This is a genomic window from Actinomadura sp. 1N219, from assembly GCF_044326405.1.
In the GTDB taxonomy this organism is placed as follows: Bacteria; Actinomycetota; Actinomycetes; order Streptosporangiales; family Streptosporangiaceae; genus Spirillospora.
In genome coordinates this window covers 136,232-154,955 of sequence record NZ_JBIRAY010000006.1, presented here as the reverse complement: position 1 = coordinate 154,955, position 18,724 = coordinate 136,232, and the positions used below count along the sequence as shown (strand labels likewise).

At 71.8% G+C, this 18,724-nt stretch carries 20 protein-coding genes; 4 read left to right on the top strand and 16 right to left on the bottom strand.

The genetic code is table 11. From position 1 onward, the window contains the following. The 9 genes from ACH35V_RS20360 to ACH35V_RS20320 form a co-directional block, all read right to left on the bottom strand. Entirely contained in the window at positions 1 to 702 is a 702-nt protein-coding gene (locus ACH35V_RS20360; protein ID WP_395974367.1) for a class I SAM-dependent methyltransferase, read from the bottom strand. Positions 703 to 812: 110 nt separating this feature from the next. After that, entirely contained in the window at positions 813 to 1,628 is an 816-nt protein-coding gene (locus ACH35V_RS20355; RefSeq protein ID WP_395974365.1) for an SRPBCC family protein, read from the bottom strand. 114 nt (positions 1,629 to 1,742) lie between these two features. Continuing rightward, entirely contained in the window at positions 1,743 to 2,597 is an 855-nt protein-coding gene (locus ACH35V_RS20350) for an FAD binding domain-containing protein (RefSeq protein WP_395974364.1), read from the bottom strand. Continuing rightward, positions 2,594 to 5,029 (bottom strand): xanthine dehydrogenase family protein molybdopterin-binding subunit, encoded by a 2,436-nt coding sequence (locus ACH35V_RS20345; protein WP_395974362.1) that lies wholly within the window; start codon positions 5,027 to 5,029, stop codon positions 2,594 to 2,596. The genes ACH35V_RS20350 and ACH35V_RS20345 overlap by 4 nt, the downstream gene beginning before the upstream one ends. Continuing rightward, entirely contained in the window at positions 5,026 to 5,517 is a 492-nt protein-coding gene (locus tag ACH35V_RS20340) for a (2Fe-2S)-binding protein (RefSeq protein ID WP_395974360.1), read from the bottom strand. The genes ACH35V_RS20345 and ACH35V_RS20340 overlap by 4 nt, the downstream gene beginning before the upstream one ends. 195 nt (positions 5,518 to 5,712) lie before the next feature. Further along, entirely contained in the window at positions 5,713 to 6,420 is a 708-nt protein-coding gene (locus ACH35V_RS20335; RefSeq protein WP_395974359.1) for a peptidoglycan-binding protein, read from the bottom strand. Beyond that, on the bottom strand, positions 6,417 to 6,575 hold the full coding sequence (locus tag ACH35V_RS20330; protein ID WP_395974357.1) for a hypothetical protein: 159 nt from the start codon (positions 6,573 to 6,575) through the stop codon (positions 6,417 to 6,419). The genes ACH35V_RS20335 and ACH35V_RS20330 overlap by 4 nt, the downstream gene beginning before the upstream one ends. A gap of 337 nt (positions 6,576 to 6,912) precedes the next feature. After that, a complete protein-coding gene (locus ACH35V_RS20325; RefSeq protein ID WP_395974356.1) occupies positions 6,913 to 7,251 on the bottom strand; it encodes a hypothetical protein in 339 nt (112 codons plus the stop codon). Between the two features lie 26 nt (positions 7,252 to 7,277). Then, complete coding sequence (locus ACH35V_RS20320) at positions 7,278 to 8,855, bottom strand: alkaline phosphatase D family protein (RefSeq protein WP_395974354.1); 1,578 nt, start codon at positions 8,853 to 8,855, stop codon at positions 7,278 to 7,280. A gap of 266 nt (positions 8,856 to 9,121) precedes the next feature. Between ACH35V_RS20320 and ACH35V_RS20315 the strand changes: the two genes are divergently transcribed. Next, positions 9,122 to 9,613 carry a cysteine dioxygenase gene (locus tag ACH35V_RS20315; protein ID WP_395974352.1) on the top strand — a complete coding sequence of 164 codons (492 nt, stop codon included), beginning with the start codon at positions 9,122 to 9,124 and terminating at the stop codon, positions 9,611 to 9,613. Positions 9,614 to 9,643: 30 nt separating this feature from the next. On the opposite strand, the gene ACH35V_RS20310 is transcribed toward ACH35V_RS20315, so the two are convergent. The 3 genes from ACH35V_RS20310 to ACH35V_RS20300 all read right to left on the bottom strand — a co-directional run bounded on the left by ACH35V_RS20310 (position 9,644) and on the right by ACH35V_RS20300 (position 11,997). Continuing rightward, complete coding sequence (locus ACH35V_RS20310) at positions 9,644 to 10,345, bottom strand: TetR/AcrR family transcriptional regulator (protein WP_395974350.1); 702 nt, start codon at positions 10,343 to 10,345, stop codon at positions 9,644 to 9,646. Positions 10,346 to 10,451: 106 nt separating this feature from the next. After that, on the bottom strand, positions 10,452 to 10,688 hold the full coding sequence (locus ACH35V_RS20305) for a hypothetical protein (RefSeq protein ID WP_395974348.1): 237 nt from the start codon (positions 10,686 to 10,688) through the stop codon (positions 10,452 to 10,454). Further along, positions 10,681 to 11,997: a PspC domain-containing protein gene (locus ACH35V_RS20300; RefSeq protein WP_395974347.1), complete on the bottom strand. Its 1,317-nt coding sequence runs from the start codon at positions 11,995 to 11,997 to the stop codon at positions 10,681 to 10,683. The genes ACH35V_RS20305 and ACH35V_RS20300 overlap by 8 nt, the downstream gene beginning before the upstream one ends. A gap of 236 nt (positions 11,998 to 12,233) precedes the next feature. Between ACH35V_RS20300 and ACH35V_RS20295 the strand changes: the two genes are divergently transcribed. The 3 genes from ACH35V_RS20295 (at position 12,234) to ACH35V_RS20285 (ending at position 15,146) form a co-directional block, all read left to right on the top strand. After that, complete coding sequence (locus tag ACH35V_RS20295; protein ID WP_395974744.1) at positions 12,234 to 13,424, top strand: PspC domain-containing protein; 1,191 nt, start codon at positions 12,234 to 12,236, stop codon at positions 13,422 to 13,424. A gap of 46 nt (positions 13,425 to 13,470) precedes the next feature. Beyond that, positions 13,471 to 14,112: a LuxR C-terminal-related transcriptional regulator gene (locus ACH35V_RS20290; RefSeq protein ID WP_395974345.1), complete on the top strand. Its 642-nt coding sequence runs from the start codon at positions 13,471 to 13,473 to the stop codon at positions 14,110 to 14,112. Between the two features lie 332 nt (positions 14,113 to 14,444). After that, positions 14,445 to 15,146: a DUF4190 domain-containing protein gene (locus tag ACH35V_RS20285; protein WP_395974343.1), complete on the top strand. Its 702-nt coding sequence runs from the start codon at positions 14,445 to 14,447 to the stop codon at positions 15,144 to 15,146. Positions 15,147 to 15,234: 88 nt separating this feature from the next. On the opposite strand, the gene ACH35V_RS20280 is transcribed toward ACH35V_RS20285, so the two are convergent. From ACH35V_RS20280 to ACH35V_RS20265, 4 genes are all read right to left on the bottom strand, one after another. Further along, positions 15,235 to 16,152 (bottom strand): serine hydrolase, encoded by a 918-nt coding sequence (locus ACH35V_RS20280; RefSeq protein WP_395974342.1) that lies wholly within the window; start codon positions 16,150 to 16,152, stop codon positions 15,235 to 15,237. Between the two features lie 88 nt (positions 16,153 to 16,240). Continuing rightward, positions 16,241 to 16,786: an SRPBCC family protein gene (locus ACH35V_RS20275; RefSeq protein WP_395974340.1), complete on the bottom strand. Its 546-nt coding sequence runs from the start codon at positions 16,784 to 16,786 to the stop codon at positions 16,241 to 16,243. A gap of 105 nt (positions 16,787 to 16,891) precedes the next feature. Beyond that, positions 16,892 to 17,575 carry a PIG-L deacetylase family protein gene (locus tag ACH35V_RS20270; protein WP_395974742.1) on the bottom strand — a complete coding sequence of 228 codons (684 nt, stop codon included), beginning with the start codon at positions 17,573 to 17,575 and terminating at the stop codon, positions 16,892 to 16,894. A 108-nt stretch (positions 17,576 to 17,683) separates the two neighbouring features. Further along, a complete protein-coding gene (locus ACH35V_RS20265) occupies positions 17,684 to 18,688 on the bottom strand; it encodes a nucleoside hydrolase (protein ID WP_395974338.1) in 1,005 nt (334 codons plus the stop codon). Positions 18,689 to 18,724 lie beyond the last annotated feature (36 nt).

The window sequence follows — 18,724 nt, the reverse complement described above, 5'->3', positions numbered from 1 at the left end:
TCAGCCGGGACGGCGCGCCCGCACGAACAGCTTGGTCCCCGGCCGCCCGCACACCGGCAGGCGCCGTTCGAGGACGGCCGTCACGCGCAGCGCCTCGTTGACGATCGGGTGCAGCGGGGCCAGATCCTCGCGGCGTGCCGTCCGGTGCCTGAGCCTGCGCAGGAACGGACGCAGCAGCACGCCCCTGCTCCACACCCGCTCCAGCACCAGCCCCGCACCCTCGATCAGCTCCACGAGCGCGCGGCGCGTGTAGCGGCGGACCCGGCCGAGCGCCACGTCCTGCGCCGACCACAGCGCCATGTCGGACGGGACGGACACCAGCGCCGTCCCGCCGGGCCGCAGCACCCGGGTGATCTCCGCCGCCGCGCGCGCGTCGTCCTCGATGTGCTCCAGGACGTCCAGGGCCAGCGCCAGGTCGTACCGGCACGGCGGGAGCGGCAGGTAGCGCGCGTCGCCCTCGTACGCGTCCACGCCGTGCGCGCGGGCCAGCGCCACGGCGGACGGGTTCAGGTCGATCGCGGTGGCGTCCCAGCCGTGCTCGGCCAGCACCCGCGAGGCCGTGCCCGCCGCCGCGCCGATGTCGACGGCCGCCCCCGGCACGCTGAACCGCAGCAACTCCGCGGACAGGATCTCGCGGCGCTCCCGGTACCACCAGTTGTCGTTCTCGATCAGCGCGATCCGCCGGAGCTCGATGGTGTCCACGGGACAAGCCGACGGCATGGACGGTGGCACGTTCCACCGACGTCGCCGTACCACGGCGCATCGTTGACCCGCGCTTGACCCCGCGCCGGACGTCAGCGCTTCTTACGGCCTCAGCGCTTCTTGCGGCGGCGGCGACGCAGCATGAAGCGGACGACCAGCAGCAGCGCGACCAGCCCGCCGATCGCGGGCGCGGCCCGCTTGGCGACGGACGGGCCCGCGACCTCCAGCAGGTCGATCGCGTCGTCCTCCCGCGCCACCCGCAGCGGCCGCTCCGGGCGCGCCGGACGCCGCGGCGCCTCCGCGGGACGCTCCGGCGCGACGTCCGGCAAGGGCGTGACGACCTCGGTGGCCGCCGGCCCCGGCTTGTCGTCGGGCTCGGGCGCGGGTTCAGGCTTCGTCCCGGACGGTGCCCCGGCCTCAACCCCGGCCTCAACCCCGGCCTCAACCCCGGCCTCTGCTCCTGCTTCCGGCGCGGCCTCGCCGGACGTCTCCAGTTCGGCCGCCAGCGCCTTGGCGAACCGGTCGATGATCTTGGAGCCGACCTCGGACAGGATGTTGCGGCCGAACTGCGCGGGCCGTCCCGTCACGTTCAGCTTCGTGTGGACGGTCACGCGCGTCGTGCCGTCCTCCTCATGCAGCTTCGCCTGGACGGTCGCCGACGCCGTCCCCGAGCCGCGGGCCTCCTTGGCGGACGCCTCCAGCGTCACCGTGCGGGACGACTCGTCGGCGGAGACGATCCGGGCGGAGCCGCGGTAGGTGACGGTCATCGCGCCGACCTTCACCTTCATCCGCCCCTTGTACTCGTCGCCCTCGACGGAGTCGAGCGTGGCGCCCGGCATGCAGGTCGCGACGCGCTCCACGTCCAGCAGCACCGACCAGGCCTGATCCACCGGTACGGGGACGGTGAAATCGTGGTCGAGTTCCATGATCGTTGTCCTTATCGTCCGGAGAACTACCCGTGACCCTACGGCGGTCGACTGTTCGGTCGCCAGTCGGGTGCCGGGTACCCGGAACCGGGTACCCGGCGACACGACGAACAATCAAACGGCTGCCGCGGCCAGGGCCCGCGAGGTCAGCACGGCCGCCAGATGCGTCCGGTATTCGGACGACCCGTGCAGGTCACCGGGCGGCTCGGTGCCCTCCGCCGCGTGCTCGGCCGCCGCCCTGAACGAGTCCTCCGACGCCGGACGCCCCCTGACGGCGTTCTCCACCCCGCCGGCCCGCACCGGCGCGGGGCCCATGTTGGTCAGCGCGACACGCGCCTCCGCGACGGCGCCGCCGTCGCGGCGCACCGCGCACGCGACGCCGACGATGGCCCACGCCTGCGCCGTCCGATGGAACTTCTCGTAGTGCACGCCCCAGCCGGGACCCAGCTTCGGCACCCGCACGCCGACGAGCAGTTCGTCCGGCTCCATCGCCGACGTCATCCAGTCGACGAAGAACTCCGCCGCCGGGATCTCCCGCTCGCCCCGCACGGACCGGACGAGGAACACCGCGTCCAGCGCCAGCGCGACGGCGGGGAGGTCGCCCGCCGGGTCGGCGTGCGCGAGCGACCCGCCGAACGTGCCGCGGTGCCGGACGGCCGGGTCGGCGACCGTCTCCGCCGCGTGCGCGATCAGCGGGGCGTGCTCGCGCACCAGCGGGTCGCGGATGACCTGGTGATGCGTGGCCATCGCGCCGATGACCAGCGAGTCGCCCTCGTCGCGGATCTCGCGGAGCGCGCCGATCCGGCCGACGTCGACGAGCGCGTCCGGGATGGCGAGCCGGAGCCGCAGCAGCGGCATCAGGCTCTGCCCGCCGGCGAGGACCTTCGCGTCCTCGCCCGCGTCGGACAGCACCCGGACGGCGTCGTCCACCGAGGCGGGCCGTGCGTAGTCGAAAGCCGCCGGAATCACCGTGCACCTCCTGCCGAGTCCGAGCCGGATGCGGAGCCTAGGCCGCCGCCCGCGCCGGGCTCGGCCGTGTCCGGTTTCGCCTCCGCGCGCAATGCCCGCCAGACGCGTTCCGGCGTGCACGGCATCGGGACGTCGTTCACGCCGTAGGGGCGCAGCGCGTCCACGATCGCGTTGACGACCGCCGGGGTGGACGCGATCGTGCCCGCCTCGCCGACGCCCTTCACGCCCATCGGGTTGGACGTCGCGGGCGTCTCCGTCCGGTCGGTCGTGAACGTCGGCAGGTCGGCGGCCGACGGGACGAGGTAGTCGGCCATCGTGGTCGTGGTCAGGTTGCCGTCCGCGTCGTAGACGGCCTCCTCGTACAGGGCCTGCGCGATGCCCTGCGCTAGCCCGCCGTGCACCTGGCCCTCCACGATGAGCGGATTGACGACCTTTCCTACGTCGTCCACAGCGACGTACTTGCGGAGCTTCACCATCCCGGTTTCGGTGTCGACCTCTGCGGCGCACAGGTGCGTGCCGTGCGGGAAGGAGAAGTTCTCCGGGTCGAACGTGGCGTCGGAGTCCAGCGACGGCTCGATGCCGTCCGGGAGGTCGTGCGCGGCGAACGTGGCCGTCGCGATCTCCTGCAGCGTCCTGCCCTCCTCCTGGACGCCCCGGACGCTGAACCGCCCGCCGCTGAACTCCAGGTCCTGCTCGGCGGCCTCCAGCAGGTGCGCGGCGACCTTCCGGGCCTTCTCGACCACCTTGTCGCAGGCGGAGAACAGCGCGACCCCTCCGACGGCCAGCGAACGCGACCCGTACGTGTCCATTCCCTTGGGCGAGATGGCCGTGTCGCCGTGCAGCACCTTCACGTCCTCGAATGGGACGCCGAGCCTGTCGGCGGCGATCTGCGCCCAGGCCGTCTCGTGGCCCTGCCCATGCGGCGACGAACCGGTGATCACCTCGACCTTGCCGGACGCCAGTACGCGCACAGACGCGTGCTCCCAGCCGCCCGCGCCGTAACTCAACGAACCCAGCACGCGAGACGGCGCGAGCCCGCACATCTCCGTGAACGTCGAAACGCCGATGCCCAGCTGCACCGGATCCCGCCGTTCACGCCGGTCGGCCTGCTCCGCGCGCAGCTTGTCGTACTCGAACAGCTCCAGCGCCTTGTCCGTCGCCGCCTCGTAGTTACCGGAGTCGTAGGTGAGTCCCGCGATCGTCTCGTACGGGAACTCCTCGTGCGCGATCCAGTTGCGGCGCCGTATCTCGATGGGGTCGACACCAAGTTCGGCGGCGAGTTCGTCCATCATGCGCTCGATGGCGTACGTGGCCTCTGGACGGCCCGCTCCCCGGTACGCGTCCGTCGGAGTCTTCGTCGTGAAGACGCCCGTGCAGGTGAACGAGTACGCGTCCATCTTGTAGATGCCGTTGAACATGAACGCGCCCAGAATCGGGATGCCCGGAGTGACGAGCATCAGGTACGCGCCCATGTCGGCCAGGATGTCGGCCTTGAAACCGCGGATCCGTCCGTCGCGCTCTGCGGCGAGCGTCAGCCGCTGTATCTGGTCGCGCCCGTGGTGGACGGTCATGTTGCCTTCGCTGCGCGACTCCGTCCATTTCACCGGACGGCCTAGCCTGCGGGCCATCAGCAGTGCGAGAACCTCCTCGCCGTACACCTGCAGCTTGGAGCCGAACCCGCCGCCGACGTCCGGTGCCACGACCCGGATGTGATGCTCGGCGATCCCGGTGACGGTGGCCAGCATCAGCCGCAGGATGTGCGGGATCTGCGTCGCCGAATACAGCGTGAAGTCGTCCCCGTCCGGGACGCACAGCACCGACCGCGGCTCCATCGCCGACGGGATGAGCCGCTGCTGCACGTACTCGCGTTCGATGACGACAGGGGCGTCCCTCATCGCGGCGTCGAGATCCCCGTTCTCGAACACCCACGTGTAGGACTTGTTCGTCCCCAGGTCCTCATGGACGAGGTCGGACCCCTCCGCAAGGGCCGCGTCCATGTTCAGGACCGCGGGCAGCGGCGCGTAGTCGACGTCGATCTCGTCCAGGGCGTCGAAGGCCGCGTGCTTGTCCCGCGCCACCACACACGCCACCGGCTCACCCGCATACCGCACCTCGCTCACCGCCATAGGCGGATGGTCCGGATGGTTCATGTCGTCGGTCACGACCCACGCGCACGGCAGCGAACCCTGCTCGTCGGCGAAATCCGCCCCGCTCAACGCGGCGACCACTCCGGGACGCCCCTTCGCCTGCGAGGTGTCGACACGGACGATCCGCGCGTGCGCGTACGGGCTGCGCAGGAACGCCACGTGCAGCGTCCCCTGCGGGGTCATGTTGTCCGTCCACTGCGTCCGGCCCCTGATGAGCCGGGCGTCCTCCGACCGCTTCCGCGGGGAGCCGATCTCCGCCCTGGCGCCGCCTTCCTGGATCGTCACGGCGTCACCTCCTGGCCCGCGGGTTCCCGCATCTCCTTCGCGGCGCGCCGGACGGCCTTGACGATGTTCTGGTAGCCGGTGCACCGGCACAGGTTGCCCTCGAGGCCCTCCCGGACCTCCGTCTCCGACGGGTCGGCGTTCTCCCGCAGCAGATCGAGCGACGCCATGATCATGCCGGGGGTGCAGTAGCCGCACTGGAGCGCGTGCTCCTCATGGAAGGCCCGCTGCATCGGATGCGCGGTCCCGTCGATGCCGAGGCCCTCGACGGTCGTCACGTCGGCGCCGTCCGCCTGGACGGCGAGGACGGAGCAGCTCTTCACGCTCATGCCGTCCATCAGGACGGTGCAGGCTCCGCAGTTGCTGGTGTCGCAGCCGACCGGGGTCCCGACCTTCCCCAGCCGTTCGCGCAGATAGTGGACGAGCAAGAGGCGCGGCTCGACGTCGTCTTCGTACGTCGCACCGTCGACCTCGACACGGATACGTGGCATGCGTTCCTCCCAGGGACGCTCGCGGGGTGGACTCGGAGCGAGACGTCCCTGGGCGGTGCGCGTGGATCCGGCCAGGTCATCGGGGCCACCTCCGGAAGGCGACCCTACGAACCTATGCCGGGGTCGAATCCCGTACTAGTCCCCGGCCCTGCCTATTTACCGATCTGTGGCCGACGCATGGCGGCCGGTGAATGTTCAGTGCACGCGGAGCAGGACCGGCCAGGTCTTCGGCCCGACGACGCCGTCGACGTCGACGCCGCCCCACCGCTGGACCGCCTTCACGGCCGCCTCGGTCGCGTCGTCGAACCGGCCCGTCATGGTGATCTCCGGGTGGCTGCGCGCCATCAGCAGCCCCTGCAGGCTCTGCACGTGCTCACCCGAGTCGCCCTTGTTCAGCTCCGGGAGTTTCTTCACGATGTCCTCCGTCCAGTTGCCCCCGCCGTACGCGGGTCGTCCGTAACCGGCGATGACGCTGGAGCTTCTTACGCGGCGCTTGCACGCGTCACCGGTGTTGGCCTCGATGGTCTGCAGGCGTCCGCCGCCGAGGACCTTCTCGACGACGCCGACGTGGTCGATCGCTCCGATGGCGTTGGTGGCGCCCCAGTCGAAGAACACGATGTCGCCGGGCTTGGCCTGGTTGACGCTCGCGGTCGTCCCGCTGTGCCAGCGTCCGGCCTTCTGGAAGTCCTGCGCGTGCCAGACCGTGTAGGCGCGGTCGCCGCCGGGCAGCACGGCGGACGTGTTCCCGCTGTGCCGCGCCCAGTAGGTGACGGCCATGTCGCACCACGACGCGCGCAGGAACTCGTCCCCGTGCCGCTTCGCGTACTCCTTGGTGATCTTGTTCGGGCGGCCCGACATCCCGATCGACCGGCGCGCCTCGGCGATCATCTTCGCGGCGCTCATCCGGCGTCCTCGGCTTCCCCGGCGTCCTCGGCTTCCGCGGCGTCCTCGCCGCGGAAGTACCCGTCGTCGGGCTCGCCGTACAGCTCGCCGAGGACCTGCTCCTCGTCCGCTTCGGTGGGCTGGTGGACGCCCGGATTGACGTCCACTGCGTCCATAAGCCCTGCTTCTGCGCTATCTGTTCTGTTCTGGGGGGTCACGTGCTCCTCCTGGAGCGTTGTCTCCGCCGTCCCGTTCCGTAGGGGACTCCCTACCGACCGTAATGGGCAGAGCCCATACTCCTCTGGGTTTCGCCCCAAAACGCACCCAAGCGCGGCATCTGCCTCCCCAACAGGTAAGACATCCGGAAACCCGGCGGCTTCCCCGGCCCTTGGAGCGTGCGAAACCCGGGCGTTCGGGGGTAGAGGCGCTCTATGTTCTTTTTCTCGTCCCGGCTGGGATGTCTCGGGTCGCTGGCCGTGACCCTCGTCCTCACCTGGGTCGCGTACCTGATCCTCAGCCGCTGAGGGTGGCGCGCTCCTGCCGGCAGGTGTCGCGGATCTCCTCGGTGGCCTTGGCGAACCGGAACGTCTCCTCGTCGGACATCCGGTCCTTGCCGCCCGAGGCGATGACGGTGTCCACCTGCTCGGCGAGGTCGTCGTCCTTCAGGTCCGGGCGGACCTTGCGGAGCGCGTCGAGGACCTGCTCGGCGGACGGGTCCCGCGTCTTCGCGAGCGCGGACGAGATCTTCGCGCAGTCGGCCTTGCGGTCCGCGGCGCCGTCCGAGCAGGCCGTCAGGACGAGGCCGCCCGCCAGGGCGAGGCAGAGGGCCGTCGAGGCGTGGACGCGTTTCACGCCGACGATGGTCCCACGGACGGCTCTCAGCGGCGGGGCGTCAGGGCCTGGCTGTAGAGGGCTTTGCCGTCCAGGTCCCGCAGATGGACGGTCAGCGTCTCGGTGCGCGCGTCGATTTCCACATCGCCGAAGAACTGGTAGCCGTCGGCGGGCGAGGTGTTGGCCTGCGGCGCCGGCTGGGCGAACTTGAGCTGCGCGCCGAACGTCCCTTCGAGCTTGTTGGGGCCGAAGGCGCCGGCGTTGAGCGGGCCGGAGACGAATTCCCAGAAGGGATCGAAGTCGCTGAACCCGGCCTTGGACGGGTCGTAGAAATGGGCCGCCGTGTAATGGACGTCGGCCGTCAGCCACACCATGTTCCGGACGCGGTGCCGCCGCGCATAGGAGAGCAGATCGGCGATTTCCCGTTCGCGGCCCAGCGGCGCGCCGCCGTCGCCCTGCGCGACCCCCTCCTGGGCTGCGGAGCCGTCGGGGACGATCAGCCCGATCGGCAGGTCGGCCGCCATGACCTTCCAGGTCGCTTTCGAGCGGCGGAGCTCGCGCTTCAGCCAGGCCGACTGCTCCGCGCCGAGAAGGGCGTTCTGCTGGGTCGGAGAGTCGTTGGCGTCGTTCCGCGACTTGTAGGTGCGCATGTCGAGGACGAAGACGTCCAACAGCGGCCCGTAGGAGATCTTGCGGTAAATGCGGCCGGTGCGGGACGACCTCATCGGCGTGTACTCGAAAGCGGCGCGGCGGGCACGGGCGGCCAGGACGTCCACGCGCTTCTCGGTGTACTGGGGAAGGTCGAGGATCTCGCCCGGATACCAGTTGTTCACGGTCTCGTGGTCGTCCCACTGGTAGATCATCGGGACGTGGGCGTTGAAGGCCCGGAGGTTGGCGTCCAGCAGGTTGTAGCGGAACTGGCCGCGATATTCGGGAAGCGTCTGCGCGACGGCCGACTTCTCCGGCGTCACGAGGTTGCGCCAGGTCCGGCCGTCCGGCAGCTTCACGGTCTCGGCGAGCGGGCCGTCGGAGTAGACGAGGTCGCCGCTGCACAGGAAGAAGTCGGGATCGACGGCGCCCATCGCCGTGAAGATCCGGAACCCGCCGAGGTCGGGGTTGATGCCCCAGCCCTGGCCCGCGAGGTCGCCCGACCAGACGAAACGGACGTCCCGGCCGCGGTCGTGCGGCGCGGTGCGGAAACGGCCCGTCACCGCCTCGGACGTCACGCCCCGGTCGAGGTCGGCCAGCCGGACGCGGTAGTGCAGCTCCGCGCCGTCCGGGAGGCCGCTCAGGAGCGTCTTGCCGGTGAGGTCCGTGTCGGGCGTCAGGACGGGGCCGTGCACCGTCCGGGCATCGCGGAAGTCGGGGCGGCGGCTCACCTCCACCAGCATCCGCGCGGGACGGTCGGAGCGCGCCCACACCACGCCTTCGCGGGCCGTCACGTCGCCGCTCTGCACGCCGTGGGTGAGCCGCGGGCGGCCGCCGCGCAGCAGCGCCGCCGTCGCGCGCGTCCCCGTCGCCGTCCCCGCCGTCCCCGCCGCCTGCGCCGATCCGCCGCTGAGCAGGGCGAGCGTCGCCCCGCCGGTCGCGGCGAGGCCACCGCGCAGCACGCTTCGACGGTCCATGAACGCTCCGTTCGTTTCGTCCCGGGTCGAGTCCCGTGTCCCGGACGCATGATCCGCTCATCGGACGGATACCCGATGGACACTCGGTGATCGGCTTGACAAGCTTTGGTTACCGAGTGTCTCCTTAGACGCATGTCCGCGCGCACCCTCTCTGACAGCCCCGTGGCCCTCGGCCGCGTGGCCAGCGCGCTGTGTCCTTCGTGTTGTCGCTGAAGCCCGTTTCGCTTGCTCTTTCCAGCTGACACACGAATACGAAGGACCTTTCCGTGGACCTCTCGGTGGCTCCCGACATCACGATGCGCGGCCAGGACGACCCGCACGACCGCGCGCGCACCGTCCGCCCGCCGACGGTCGGGCAGCTCGCCGCCCGCATCAGCGACCTCGCCGGGCGTCCGGCGGAGTGGTGGCGGCTCGTCGGATTCGACGCCTCCGGCCCCGTGCACGTCGAGCTGGCCGACCAGGTGTGGCTCACCACCTGGCCGCCCGGCCACGGCGGGACCGTGCACGGGCAGGTCAGCACGCTGATCGCGGGCGAGCTGGCGGAGGTGACGATCGCGGAGTGCGGGGTCACCGAGCGGCCGCTGAGGGCCAACCGGGTCAGGGTCCACGGCGGCCCGCACGCCCTGACGAACCCGGGGCCCGCGTTCGCGGTCAGCCTCCACGCCGGCGCGCCGACCCCGTCAGCCGCAGGCAGTGAGCAGTCCGTCAGGCCGCCCGTCCAGGCGACGGCGGCTCCGTCAGGACGTTCAGCAGGCTGATCAGGCTGGGCGGACTGGTCGGGCCCGGTGTCAGCGTTCGTCGGTCAGGTAGGGGGACGCGGCTTCGCGGCCGATCAGCGGCATCAGCGCGAAGTAGGTCAGGGACGGCAGCAGCGACGGCAGCTCGTCCGCCTCGCCCGTCTCCATCTGGACGTGGATCGCGCTGTAGATGCCGCCGACGATCGCGTCCGCCACCGCGACCGGGATCGGCGCGGGCAGCGGCCCGGAGAAGAAGGCGCGGAAGCGGTTGAGGGTGTCGATGCGCGCCTGCCTGACCTGCGGGCCCGCCGCGTTCGACTCGACCAGCGACGCCCGCGCGAACCGCGGTTCCTGGGCGAGCGCGGTGAGCATGGTGCGCAGCGCCGCGTGGATCCCGTCCGGCCAGGACGGCGCCGCCTCGTACGCCTCCGTCATGCGGCCGAGGAGGATGTCCATGCCGCGCCGGTAGGCGGCGAGGAAGCACTCGTCCAGGTCGGTGAAGTGGGCGTAGAACGTCTTCTTCGTGACGCCGGCGCCCTCGGTGACCCGGCTGATCGTGGTGTGGGCGAAGCCGTGCTCGGACACCACGTGGACGAACGCGTCGATCAGCCGCTCGCGCTGGATGCCCGCGACGGTCTCGGGGGAGAGCCCGTGCCGTCCCGGCTTGATGGCGCGGCCCGGGTCCAGCGCGGACCGGGAGCCGGGCAGCACATCGGTGTCGCTCGCCTCCGGTGCGCCGGTCTGACCTGACATCCGACCTCGTTCCGATCACCTGCCGTCGGGGCCAGGTTACTTCCCGTTTCCGGCGGGCGTCGGCGCGAGCCCCCCGGGAGTGGCGACGGCGCCGGATCCGGCGGTGTCAGCGCAGGTCGCGGCGGCGTGATCGCGTCAGCACGCGGACCGTCCCGACCAGGCCGAGGCCGATCAGCACCACGGGCAGCAGCGTCGTCGCGGGCAGGACGTTCTCGTCGGCCAGGCCGTCCGCGAGGAACAGGCCCGCGAGGGCCAGGAAGAACAGGCCGGTGACGGGCCCGGCCGGGTCGAACCGGCGCCGCTTGGACGGCTTGCGCATGTCGGCCCCTCTGATGTCAGCCACGGTTCACGCTCACGTCGCCGACCTTCCCGCGTATCCGGAGGACGATCACCGGCGGATTGCCCGGCTCGCCGTCCGGCTCCAGCGTCCGGACGACCCTGGCCCGCGGCCCGCTGGTCGTCCGGTTGTCGACGCGCAGGTCACCGAGCGCGATCTTCGCGTCCACCTGGACGCGGGCCGTCCGCGGCACGCGGACCGCCAGCCCGCCGAGCGCGACCTCGGCGTCGATCGTGACGCGCTGCCCGGCGGCCAGGCGCAGCGAGGTGAGGTCGAGGTCGCCTTGGCCGACGCCGATCTTGTAGACCTGGTTGGTCTGCGCGGCGTCCGTGGGACGCCATTCGACCTCGCCGTACTCGGCGTTGCGCGGCGCCTCGCCCGCGACCGTGGTGGTCAGCATGGCCAGCGTCAGCACGGTGCCGGCGGCCGCGAGGCCCCGCGTCCGGAACCAGCCGCCGACGACGAGCCCGATCCCGATGACCGCGAGCGCGGGCGCCATGACGATCAGTGAGGAGTCCGGGTACGAGTAGCCCTGGGCTACCGGGATCATCGCGGCCCCGGCGGCCATGGCGGCCAGCAGCGTGATCGCGGTGGCGGGGGAGCGGCGGGAGTCCTTGGCGCGCTTGTCGGGCCGGTCGTCCCGGCGGTCGTCCAGGTGGTCGCGGTCGTCGCGGTCGTCCGGGAGGAGGGTGCCGGTCTGCGCCGCCGAGTACGCGGCCAGGTCGATCATGCCTTCGGGCAGTCTGCCGGTTCCCTGCGCGGCGGACGGCGCGTCCTTGGACAGGGACACGACGCCGACCACGACGGTCTCCGATCGCGTCCACTGCGCGGAGGGCTCCGGCGGATGCCCCGCCAGCCGTTCCGGGACGGACCGTGCCACCGACACCAGGTCCACCCCCCGCGAATGCGCGACGAGCAGCGCCAGCCCGAACACGACCAGCAACGCGATCGTGTCGGTCACCTCGGCGCCGAACAGGCTGAACACGACCCCGGCGGCCAGCAGCGCGCCGAGGATCGACAGCACGGCCGCGGCGTCGAACCACCGCTTGAACAGCGACTCCGCGAACGCCGACGCGCCCGGGCTCGCGGGCATCAGCAGCGCGGCCGCGACGTAGAGGAAGATCCCTTGTCCGTGCGCGAGGACCAGGATCGCGAACCCCACGCGGAAGACGACCGGGTCGATGCCGGTGTAGCGGCCCAGCCCGGTGCACACGCCGGCCAGCACGCGCCGCCCGCCGTCCCGCGCCAGCCGCTGATATCCCTGGACGTTCTGCCGTCCGCCCTCGTGACGGCCGCTTTCCTGCTCGCTGCCCATGGCCACCATCCTGGCGCGCGGCGTCCCGCGGACGGTATCGGGGACGTCCCTGAACCGACCCTGAGACAAAGCCGGGGTGCGCCCCTGATGCGGTTCGCGGCCGGGCGTGTGACGATCGTTGACGTGGGAGAACCTTGGGAAGGGCGGCGGTGAGCGAGGAGTCGGCGGGGCAGCCCGGCGCGACGTCCGCGCCGCCTGCCTCTGGTGCCACGGCCGCGACCACGGTCGCGGTGCCGGTGACGCCGGACGCCTCGGGACGGCTGCAGCGCGTCGCGGACGGCAGGCTCATCGCCGGGGTCTGCCGCGGCCTGGCCGTGCACCTCGGCATCGAGGTGCTGATCGTCCGCGCCGCGTTCGTGCTGCTGACGGTGGCGAGCGGGCTCGGCATCGCCGCCTACGTCGCGTTCTGGATCCTGGTCCCCGCGGCCGAGACGCCCGAGACGTCCGAGACCTCCGGCACGGCCGGGACGGCGGCGACCCGGCGGCGCGGCCGCGACTGGGGGCAGCTGCTCGCGTACGCGGCGGTCGCGATGGGCCTGGCCGCGCTTCCGTGGGGCGCGGCCGGGGTCGTCCAGTGGGCGCTGTGGCCGTTCGTCGTCGGCGGCGTCGGCGCGGCGATCCTCTGGCAGCAGGCCGACCGCGACCAGCGGCAGCGGTGGACGCTCCCGCTCCGGCAGCGCTGGCTTCGCAGCGTCCTCGGCCTCCTGCTGGTCGTCGGCGGCATCGGCGGGTTCGTCGCGCAGAAGGTCGAGGCCGCGCAGGCCCGCTCCGTCGTCATCGCCATGCTGATCATCCTCACCGGGGTCGCGGTGATCGTGACGCCGTGGGTGGTGCGGCTGTTCCAGGACCTGGACGCCGAGCGGCACGAGCGCATCCGCTCCCAGGAGCGCGCCGAGCTGGCCGCGCACATCCACGACTCGGTGCTGCACACGCTGACCCTCATCCAGCGGAACGCGCACGACACGCGGGAGGTGCAGCGCCTCGCCCGGTCCCAGGAGCGGACGCTGCGGACCTGGCTCTACCAGCCGCGCGCCGACCCCGACCAGACGTTCGCCGCCGCGATCAGGGCGGTCGCGGGGGAGGTGGAGGACGACCACGGCGTGCCGATCGAGATCGTCTGCGTCGGGGACACGGCGCTGGACGAGCGGCTCGGCGCCACGCTGCAGGCCGCGCGGGAGGCGATGGTGAACGCCGCGAAGTACGCCGAGGCGTCGTCCGTGTCGGTGTACGCGGAGGTCGAGGGCGACAAGGTCGCCATCTTCGTCCGGGACCGCGGCAAGGGATTCGACCTGGACCAGGTTCCGGACGACCGGATGGGCGTCCGAGGGTCCATCATCGGACGTATGGAGCGCAACGGCGGCAAGGCCACCGTCCGCACCGCGCCGGGCGAGGGCACCGAAGTGCGCTTGGAGATCAAGAAGTCGTGAGCGGAGCGGACCGCGGGGCGGGGACCGTTCCTCAAGGGAGCTGGGCGTGAGCGAGGCGTTGAAGAAGGTCGTGCTGGTCGACGACCACCAGATGTTCCGTACCGGCGTCAAGGCGGAGCTCGGCGGCGGCGTCGAGATCGTCGGGGAGGCCGGCGACGTGGACGAGGCCGTCTCGGTGATCCGGGCGGCGCGGCCGGACGTCGTGCTGCTGGACGTGCACCTGCCCGGCGGCGGCGGGATCGAGGTGCTGCGCCGGCTGCACGGCTCCGTCTCGTCCAAGTTCCTGGCGCTGTCGGTGTCGGACGCGGCGGAGGACGTGATCGGCGTCGTCCGGGGCGGCGCCCGCGGCTACGTCACCAAGACGATCTCCGGGCCGGAGCTGACCGACGCGATCGGACGGGTCGCGGACGGCGACGCCGTGTTCTCGCCGCGCCTCGCGGGGTTCGTCCTGGACGCGTTCGCCGCCACGGACGTGCCCGCCGTCGATCCCGAGCTCGACCAGATCACCCAGCGGGAGCGGGACGTCCTGCGGCTGATCGCCCGCGGCTACGCCTACAAGGAGATCGCCAAGGAGCTGTTCATCTCGGTCAAGACGGTCGAGACGCACGTGAGCAGCGTCCTGCGGAAGCTGCAGCTGTCCAACCGGCACGAGCTGTCGCGCTGGGCCGCCGCCCGCCGCCTCGTCTGACCCGCCACCCGCCACCCGCCACCCGCCGCTGGCCGCCCGTCGCTCGGCTGGTCATGGGGCAAACGACAATGCATGCCCGGTCGGTGACATGGCGTAAACAATTTCGGGGCAGGTGTAAGCAAATTGTCATAATCGTTTTGGGTGCATCATGATCGTCCTCCCCGCCGGGTGTGGGACAGTCCCTCTTCATGAGCTATCCCCCCGGACCCGGACATTCCGGTCCCGCTCCACAAGATCCTTACCAACCCCCGCCCGCGCCGGGCAGCCCGGGCAGCCCGGGCGGCCCCGGCGGCTACCCGCCCCCGCCGCCCGGCACGCCCGGGATGCCTGGCATGTCCGGCCCGGCCGGCCCGGCCGGTTTCGAGCCCCCGTCCTACGAAGGCAAGACCAACGGCGTGGCCATCGCCGCCTTCGTCACCGGCCTGCTCGGCTGCCTCGGCGTCCTCGGCCTCATCCTCGGGATCGTCGCCCTCAAGCAGATCGGGGAGCGCGGCGGCAAGGGCCGCGGCCTCGCGATCGCCGGGATCATCCTGTCGTGCCTGTGGATCGTCGGCGGCATCGCCGGCTTCGCGCTGCGCGGCTCCGGCAACGGCTCGTCCGCGTCCGACGACCCCGGCGGCAGCCGTCCCACGACGGCCGTGACCAAGCCGCAGAAGGTGGACGCGCTGAAGATGAGGCTCGGCGACTGCATCAACGACGACTCGGGCGCCACCACCACCGCCACCGCCGAGCCGGTCGAGGTCGAGACCGTCAAGGTCGTCCCGTGCAACGGGCCCCACGACGGCGAGGTGATGGCCATCTTCAAGCTGCCCGGCGCCATGCTGCCGTCCGAGAACAAGCTGCGCCAGCTCGCCGGGGACGGCTGCGAGAAGCGCATCACCAGCAAGATCAGCCGCGACCCCGCGGCCGACTCGCTCGCCACCTCCTACTACTACCCCACGCTCGAATCGTGGACGTCGGGCGACCGCAACGTCACCTGCGTCGCGGTGTCGGCCACCGAGGGCAAGAAGCTCACCCGGCCGATCCGCGGCTGACGGTCGGGCGCCTTCGCCGGGCGGCCGGCCCGCCGCCTGGCCCGGACCCTCCGATGTCCCAGGTCCGACATCTCTGAGTCCGACATCTCTAAGGACGTGCGTCGCGCATCGCGTCGACCACCATGTCCGAGACGTGCTCGACGGTGGCGACGCCCGCCTCCATCGTCGGGCTGTCGCCGCTGCACACCGCCACGAGGAAGTCGTGATCGCGTCCGGTGATGCGGCCGATGCTGTTCACCGCCCAGCCGTTCCCCTGATCGTGGACCGGCGTCCACCCGTTCTTCAGCGCCACCCGCTCGCCCGGACGCGCCGCCGCGCTGATCCCCCACGCCTGCTCGTCCACGACGGTCCCCATCAGGCCGAGGATGAACCGGCGGCCGGACGCGTCGATCGGGCTCTGCTCCGACGCCAGGACCGTGAGCAGCCGGACCTGGTCGGACGGGCTCGTCCAGGACGACCCCCACGACGTCGGGAACGGCTTCGTGCCCGTCATTCCGAAACGCTTGTTGGCCTTCCGGACGCCCGCGCCGTGTCCGGCGTCGGAGTACAGGGCGTCCGCCGCCGTGTTGTCGCTCTCCCGGATCATCTGGCTCGCCAGGTCGCGCTCGCCGTCCGACAGCCCCGCGGACGGGCCCCGGCCGGCGCGCTGCTGCCGCTGCAGCAGAAGGCTCGCCAGGATGTCGACCTTCATGACGCTGGCGCTGACGAAGTCGCCCTTCTCGTTCTCCCCGAAGGACAGGCCCGTGCGCAGATCGGTGGCCATCACCCCCGCCTTGCCCGGACGCGTCCCGAGATAGGTCCGGACGGCCCGCCGCAGCCCCGTCCGATCGAACGGACGGGCTCTGGCCACGGCTGCTCCCCGTCCGGCCGCCGTGCTGCCGGCCGACTCCGTGGCGCCCGCGACGACGCCCTTGCGCTGCGGCCCGTCCGAGACGAGCAGGTGAGCGGTGAAGCCCGCCCCCGTGGCGCCCGCCGCGACGGCGAGCGCGATGATGTGACGTCGCATCGATCCCCCCGAATTCGTGCGACCCGCCCCGAGCCACGCGGGGCCTCTCCACTGCTGCCGCGGTCAGCCGGTTACGCGGTCAGCCGGTTTACAGGGCGCCTGGCAGGCGGGCCGGGCAGCCGGGTTCGCAGTGCTCGGAATGCCGCGCCACCCGGCGGGCGTACGAGCCGAACCGGCGGCGCAGCACGGCCCTGGTGAGCGGGCCGGTGCCCGGGAACCCGTGGAACGCGCCGCGCCAGCGGATCAGAGTGCCCGCGTGGTGCGGCTCCAGCGTGACGTCGGCCCGGAAGCGGCGCGTCGGAGGCCCGGCGAGGACGATGCAGGCGGCGAGCGCCGTATAGCTAGCCAGCGCCGTGTAGCCGTAGTGCCGCGGCGGATCCCAGGCCACGACCTCCTCACGCCGCGTCGGGACGTACCGGACGGCCCCGATCCCGTTCGGATGCTCCGCGCCCGCGGACTCCCGCCTCGCGCGCGTCCAGAACCCGCCCCATTCGGCCCACGCCTCCGCCACGCACAGATGCTTGAAGATCACCTCTGGCGCGGCACGGGACGTGGCGGTGGCCTCGACCTCCTGAGCCCCGCTGACTTCTTGAGCCCGGTTGCCCTCCTGCGCCCCATTGACCCCATGCGGCATGTCAACCCCCCGAGTTCCGTCACATCGGGGCACATGCCCGATCTGGGGCCCATTACGGCCTGTGAGGGAACGTATTTGGAAAGTGATGACCCGGGGATCGCGGGTTCAGGCGGTGTCGATGACCTGGAACGTCTCGGCCAGCCTGCCCTCGGGGAACCCCGCCGCCGCGGCGTTGGCCGACAGCCAGCCGCGCAGCATCTCCGTCAGCCCGTCGCCCATGTGCCCGGTCTGGCTGGCATGCGCCCGCAGCGCGTTCACCTTCCGGTCGAACTGCTCGGTGACGTCGACGTGGTGGTTCACGGCGGGCCCGCCGCTGAACCACACCTCGCGCGCCGTCCAGGCGCCGAGGCCCTCGTCGGCGAGCAGCTCGGGGAACGCGTACGGGTTGCGCGCGTCCGGGTAGACGGCGTCGAGCGCGGCCGAGCCGACCGCCCGGTGGTCCGGGTGGCTCGGATAGATCCGCTCGTAGTTGCGCTCCGGGCTCGGCATCAGCACCCGGTCCGGCCGCACCTGCCTGATCGCGCGGGCGATGTCGCGGCGCAGGTCCAGCGTGGCCTCCACCCGGCCGTCCGGGTAGCCGAGCCACCGGACGTCGCTCACCCCGACGCACTTGGCCGCCGCGCGCTGCTCCTCGCGGCGCAGCGCGGCCATCTCGGCACGCGTGATCGCGTCGTCGAACCCGCCGGCGTCGCCGTCGGTGACCATGAGGTAGACCACCTCGATGCCCCGGTCGGTCCAGCCCGCGACCGTTCCGGCGGCGCCGAAGTCGACGTCGTCGGGGTGCGCCATCACGACAAGGATCCGCTGCAGCTCGCCGTCGTCCAGAACATTGGTCACGGTTTCAACAATAAAGACCCTGAACGGTTACTGGTACACCCGCAGATCAGGAGAGATCCCTCACGCCGGGAAGGACTGGAGCGACGCGAGCAGCCGCTCCTGGAACGCCGGCACGTCGCAGCCGGTCGCGACCTTGACCGGACGGCGGGTGTCCTCGGCGGGCAGCGACCGCGCGTCCCACACGGTCGTGCCGCGCGTCAGCTCGCCCCGCAGCTCCACCCGGACCGGACGGTGCGCGTACTCGCCGAGATCCGGGTCGACCGCCAGCATCGCGGCGAGCGCGTCGTGGATGACCGCGCCGCGGCGGCGGAGCGTCGGCGTGTAGGCGTCGATGTAGAACTCCAGGACGCGGGCCGCGAACCGGGCGACCGGGGTGTCGTGCGCGGCCAGCCGGTCCAGCCAGCCGTCGTGGACGGCGGACGGGTGCGTGGCGTCCAGCGGCACCAGCACCACCGGCCAGTCCGCCGCGAACACCAGGTCGGCGGCCTCCGGATCGTGCCAGACGTTCGCCTCGGCGTGCGTGGTGATGTTGCCGGGATGATCGAACGCGCCGCCCATGACGACGACCTCCCGGACCAGTGACGGCAGCTCCGCGTCCAGCAGCAGCGCCGCGCCGAGGTTCGTCAGCGGGCCGGTCGCGAGGAGCGTCAGCTCGCCGGGCATCGCGCGGGCCAGCCGGACGATCTGCGCGGCGGCCGCCTCCGCGACGGGCCGTCCCGCCGGTTCGGGCAGGTGCGTGTTGCCGAGGCCGTCCGTGCCGTGCCAGTCGACCGCGTAGTGGACGTCCTGCGCCATAGGCCGATCCGCCCCCACCGCAACCGGCACACCCTGCTCGTCGAGCCCGCCCGGCCCGCCCGGGCCGTCTTCGCCTGCCTTGATTCCGGCGGCCTCCAGGACGCGCAGCGTGTTCAGCGCGCCCGTCAGCGGATGGACGTTGCCGTGGACGGTCCCGACGCCCACCAGCCTCGCCTCGCCCGCATGGACGAGCGAGGCCAGGTACAGCAGCGTCATCGCGTCGTCGATGCCGGTGTCGCAGTCGTAAAGGAACGCGGGTGCCTTCGTCACGGATGCAACCTATAACGGGCGATGATCGGTGATTGG

Coding starts and splice junctions, on each gene's coding strand:
- ACH35V_RS20310 (WP_395974350.1), bottom strand. CDS start 10,345: ATGTCAGGTCAGACCGGCGCACCGGAGGCGAGCGACACCGATGTGCTG.
- ACH35V_RS20300 (WP_395974347.1), bottom strand. CDS start 11,997: ATGGGCAGCGAGCAGGAAAGCGGCCGTCACGAGGGCGGACGGCAGAAC.
- ACH35V_RS20280 (WP_395974342.1), bottom strand. CDS start 16,152: ATGCGACGTCACATCATCGCGCTCGCCGTCGCGGCGGGCGCCACGGGG.
- ACH35V_RS20285 (WP_395974343.1), top strand. CDS start 14,445: ATGTCCGGCCCGGCCGGCCCGGCCGGTTTCGAGCCCCCGTCCTACGAA.
- ACH35V_RS20270 (WP_395974742.1), bottom strand. CDS start 17,575: ATGGCGCACCCCGACGACGTCGACTTCGGCGCCGCCGGAACGGTCGCG.
- ACH35V_RS20330 (WP_395974357.1), bottom strand. CDS start 6,575: ATGGACGCAGTGGACGTCAATCCGGGCGTCCACCAGCCCACCGAAGCG.
- ACH35V_RS20320 (WP_395974354.1), bottom strand. CDS start 8,855: ATGGACCGTCGAAGCGTGCTGCGCGGTGGCCTCGCCGCGACCGGCGGG.
- ACH35V_RS20340 (WP_395974360.1), bottom strand. CDS start 5,517: ATGCCACGTATCCGTGTCGAGGTCGACGGTGCGACGTACGAAGACGAC.
- ACH35V_RS20335 (WP_395974359.1), bottom strand. CDS start 6,420: ATGAGCGCCGCGAAGATGATCGCCGAGGCGCGCCGGTCGATCGGGATG.
- ACH35V_RS20275 (WP_395974340.1), bottom strand. CDS start 16,786: ATGCCGCATGGGGTCAATGGGGCGCAGGAGGGCAACCGGGCTCAAGAA.
- ACH35V_RS20355 (WP_395974365.1), bottom strand. CDS start 1,628: ATGGAACTCGACCACGATTTCACCGTCCCCGTACCGGTGGATCAGGCC.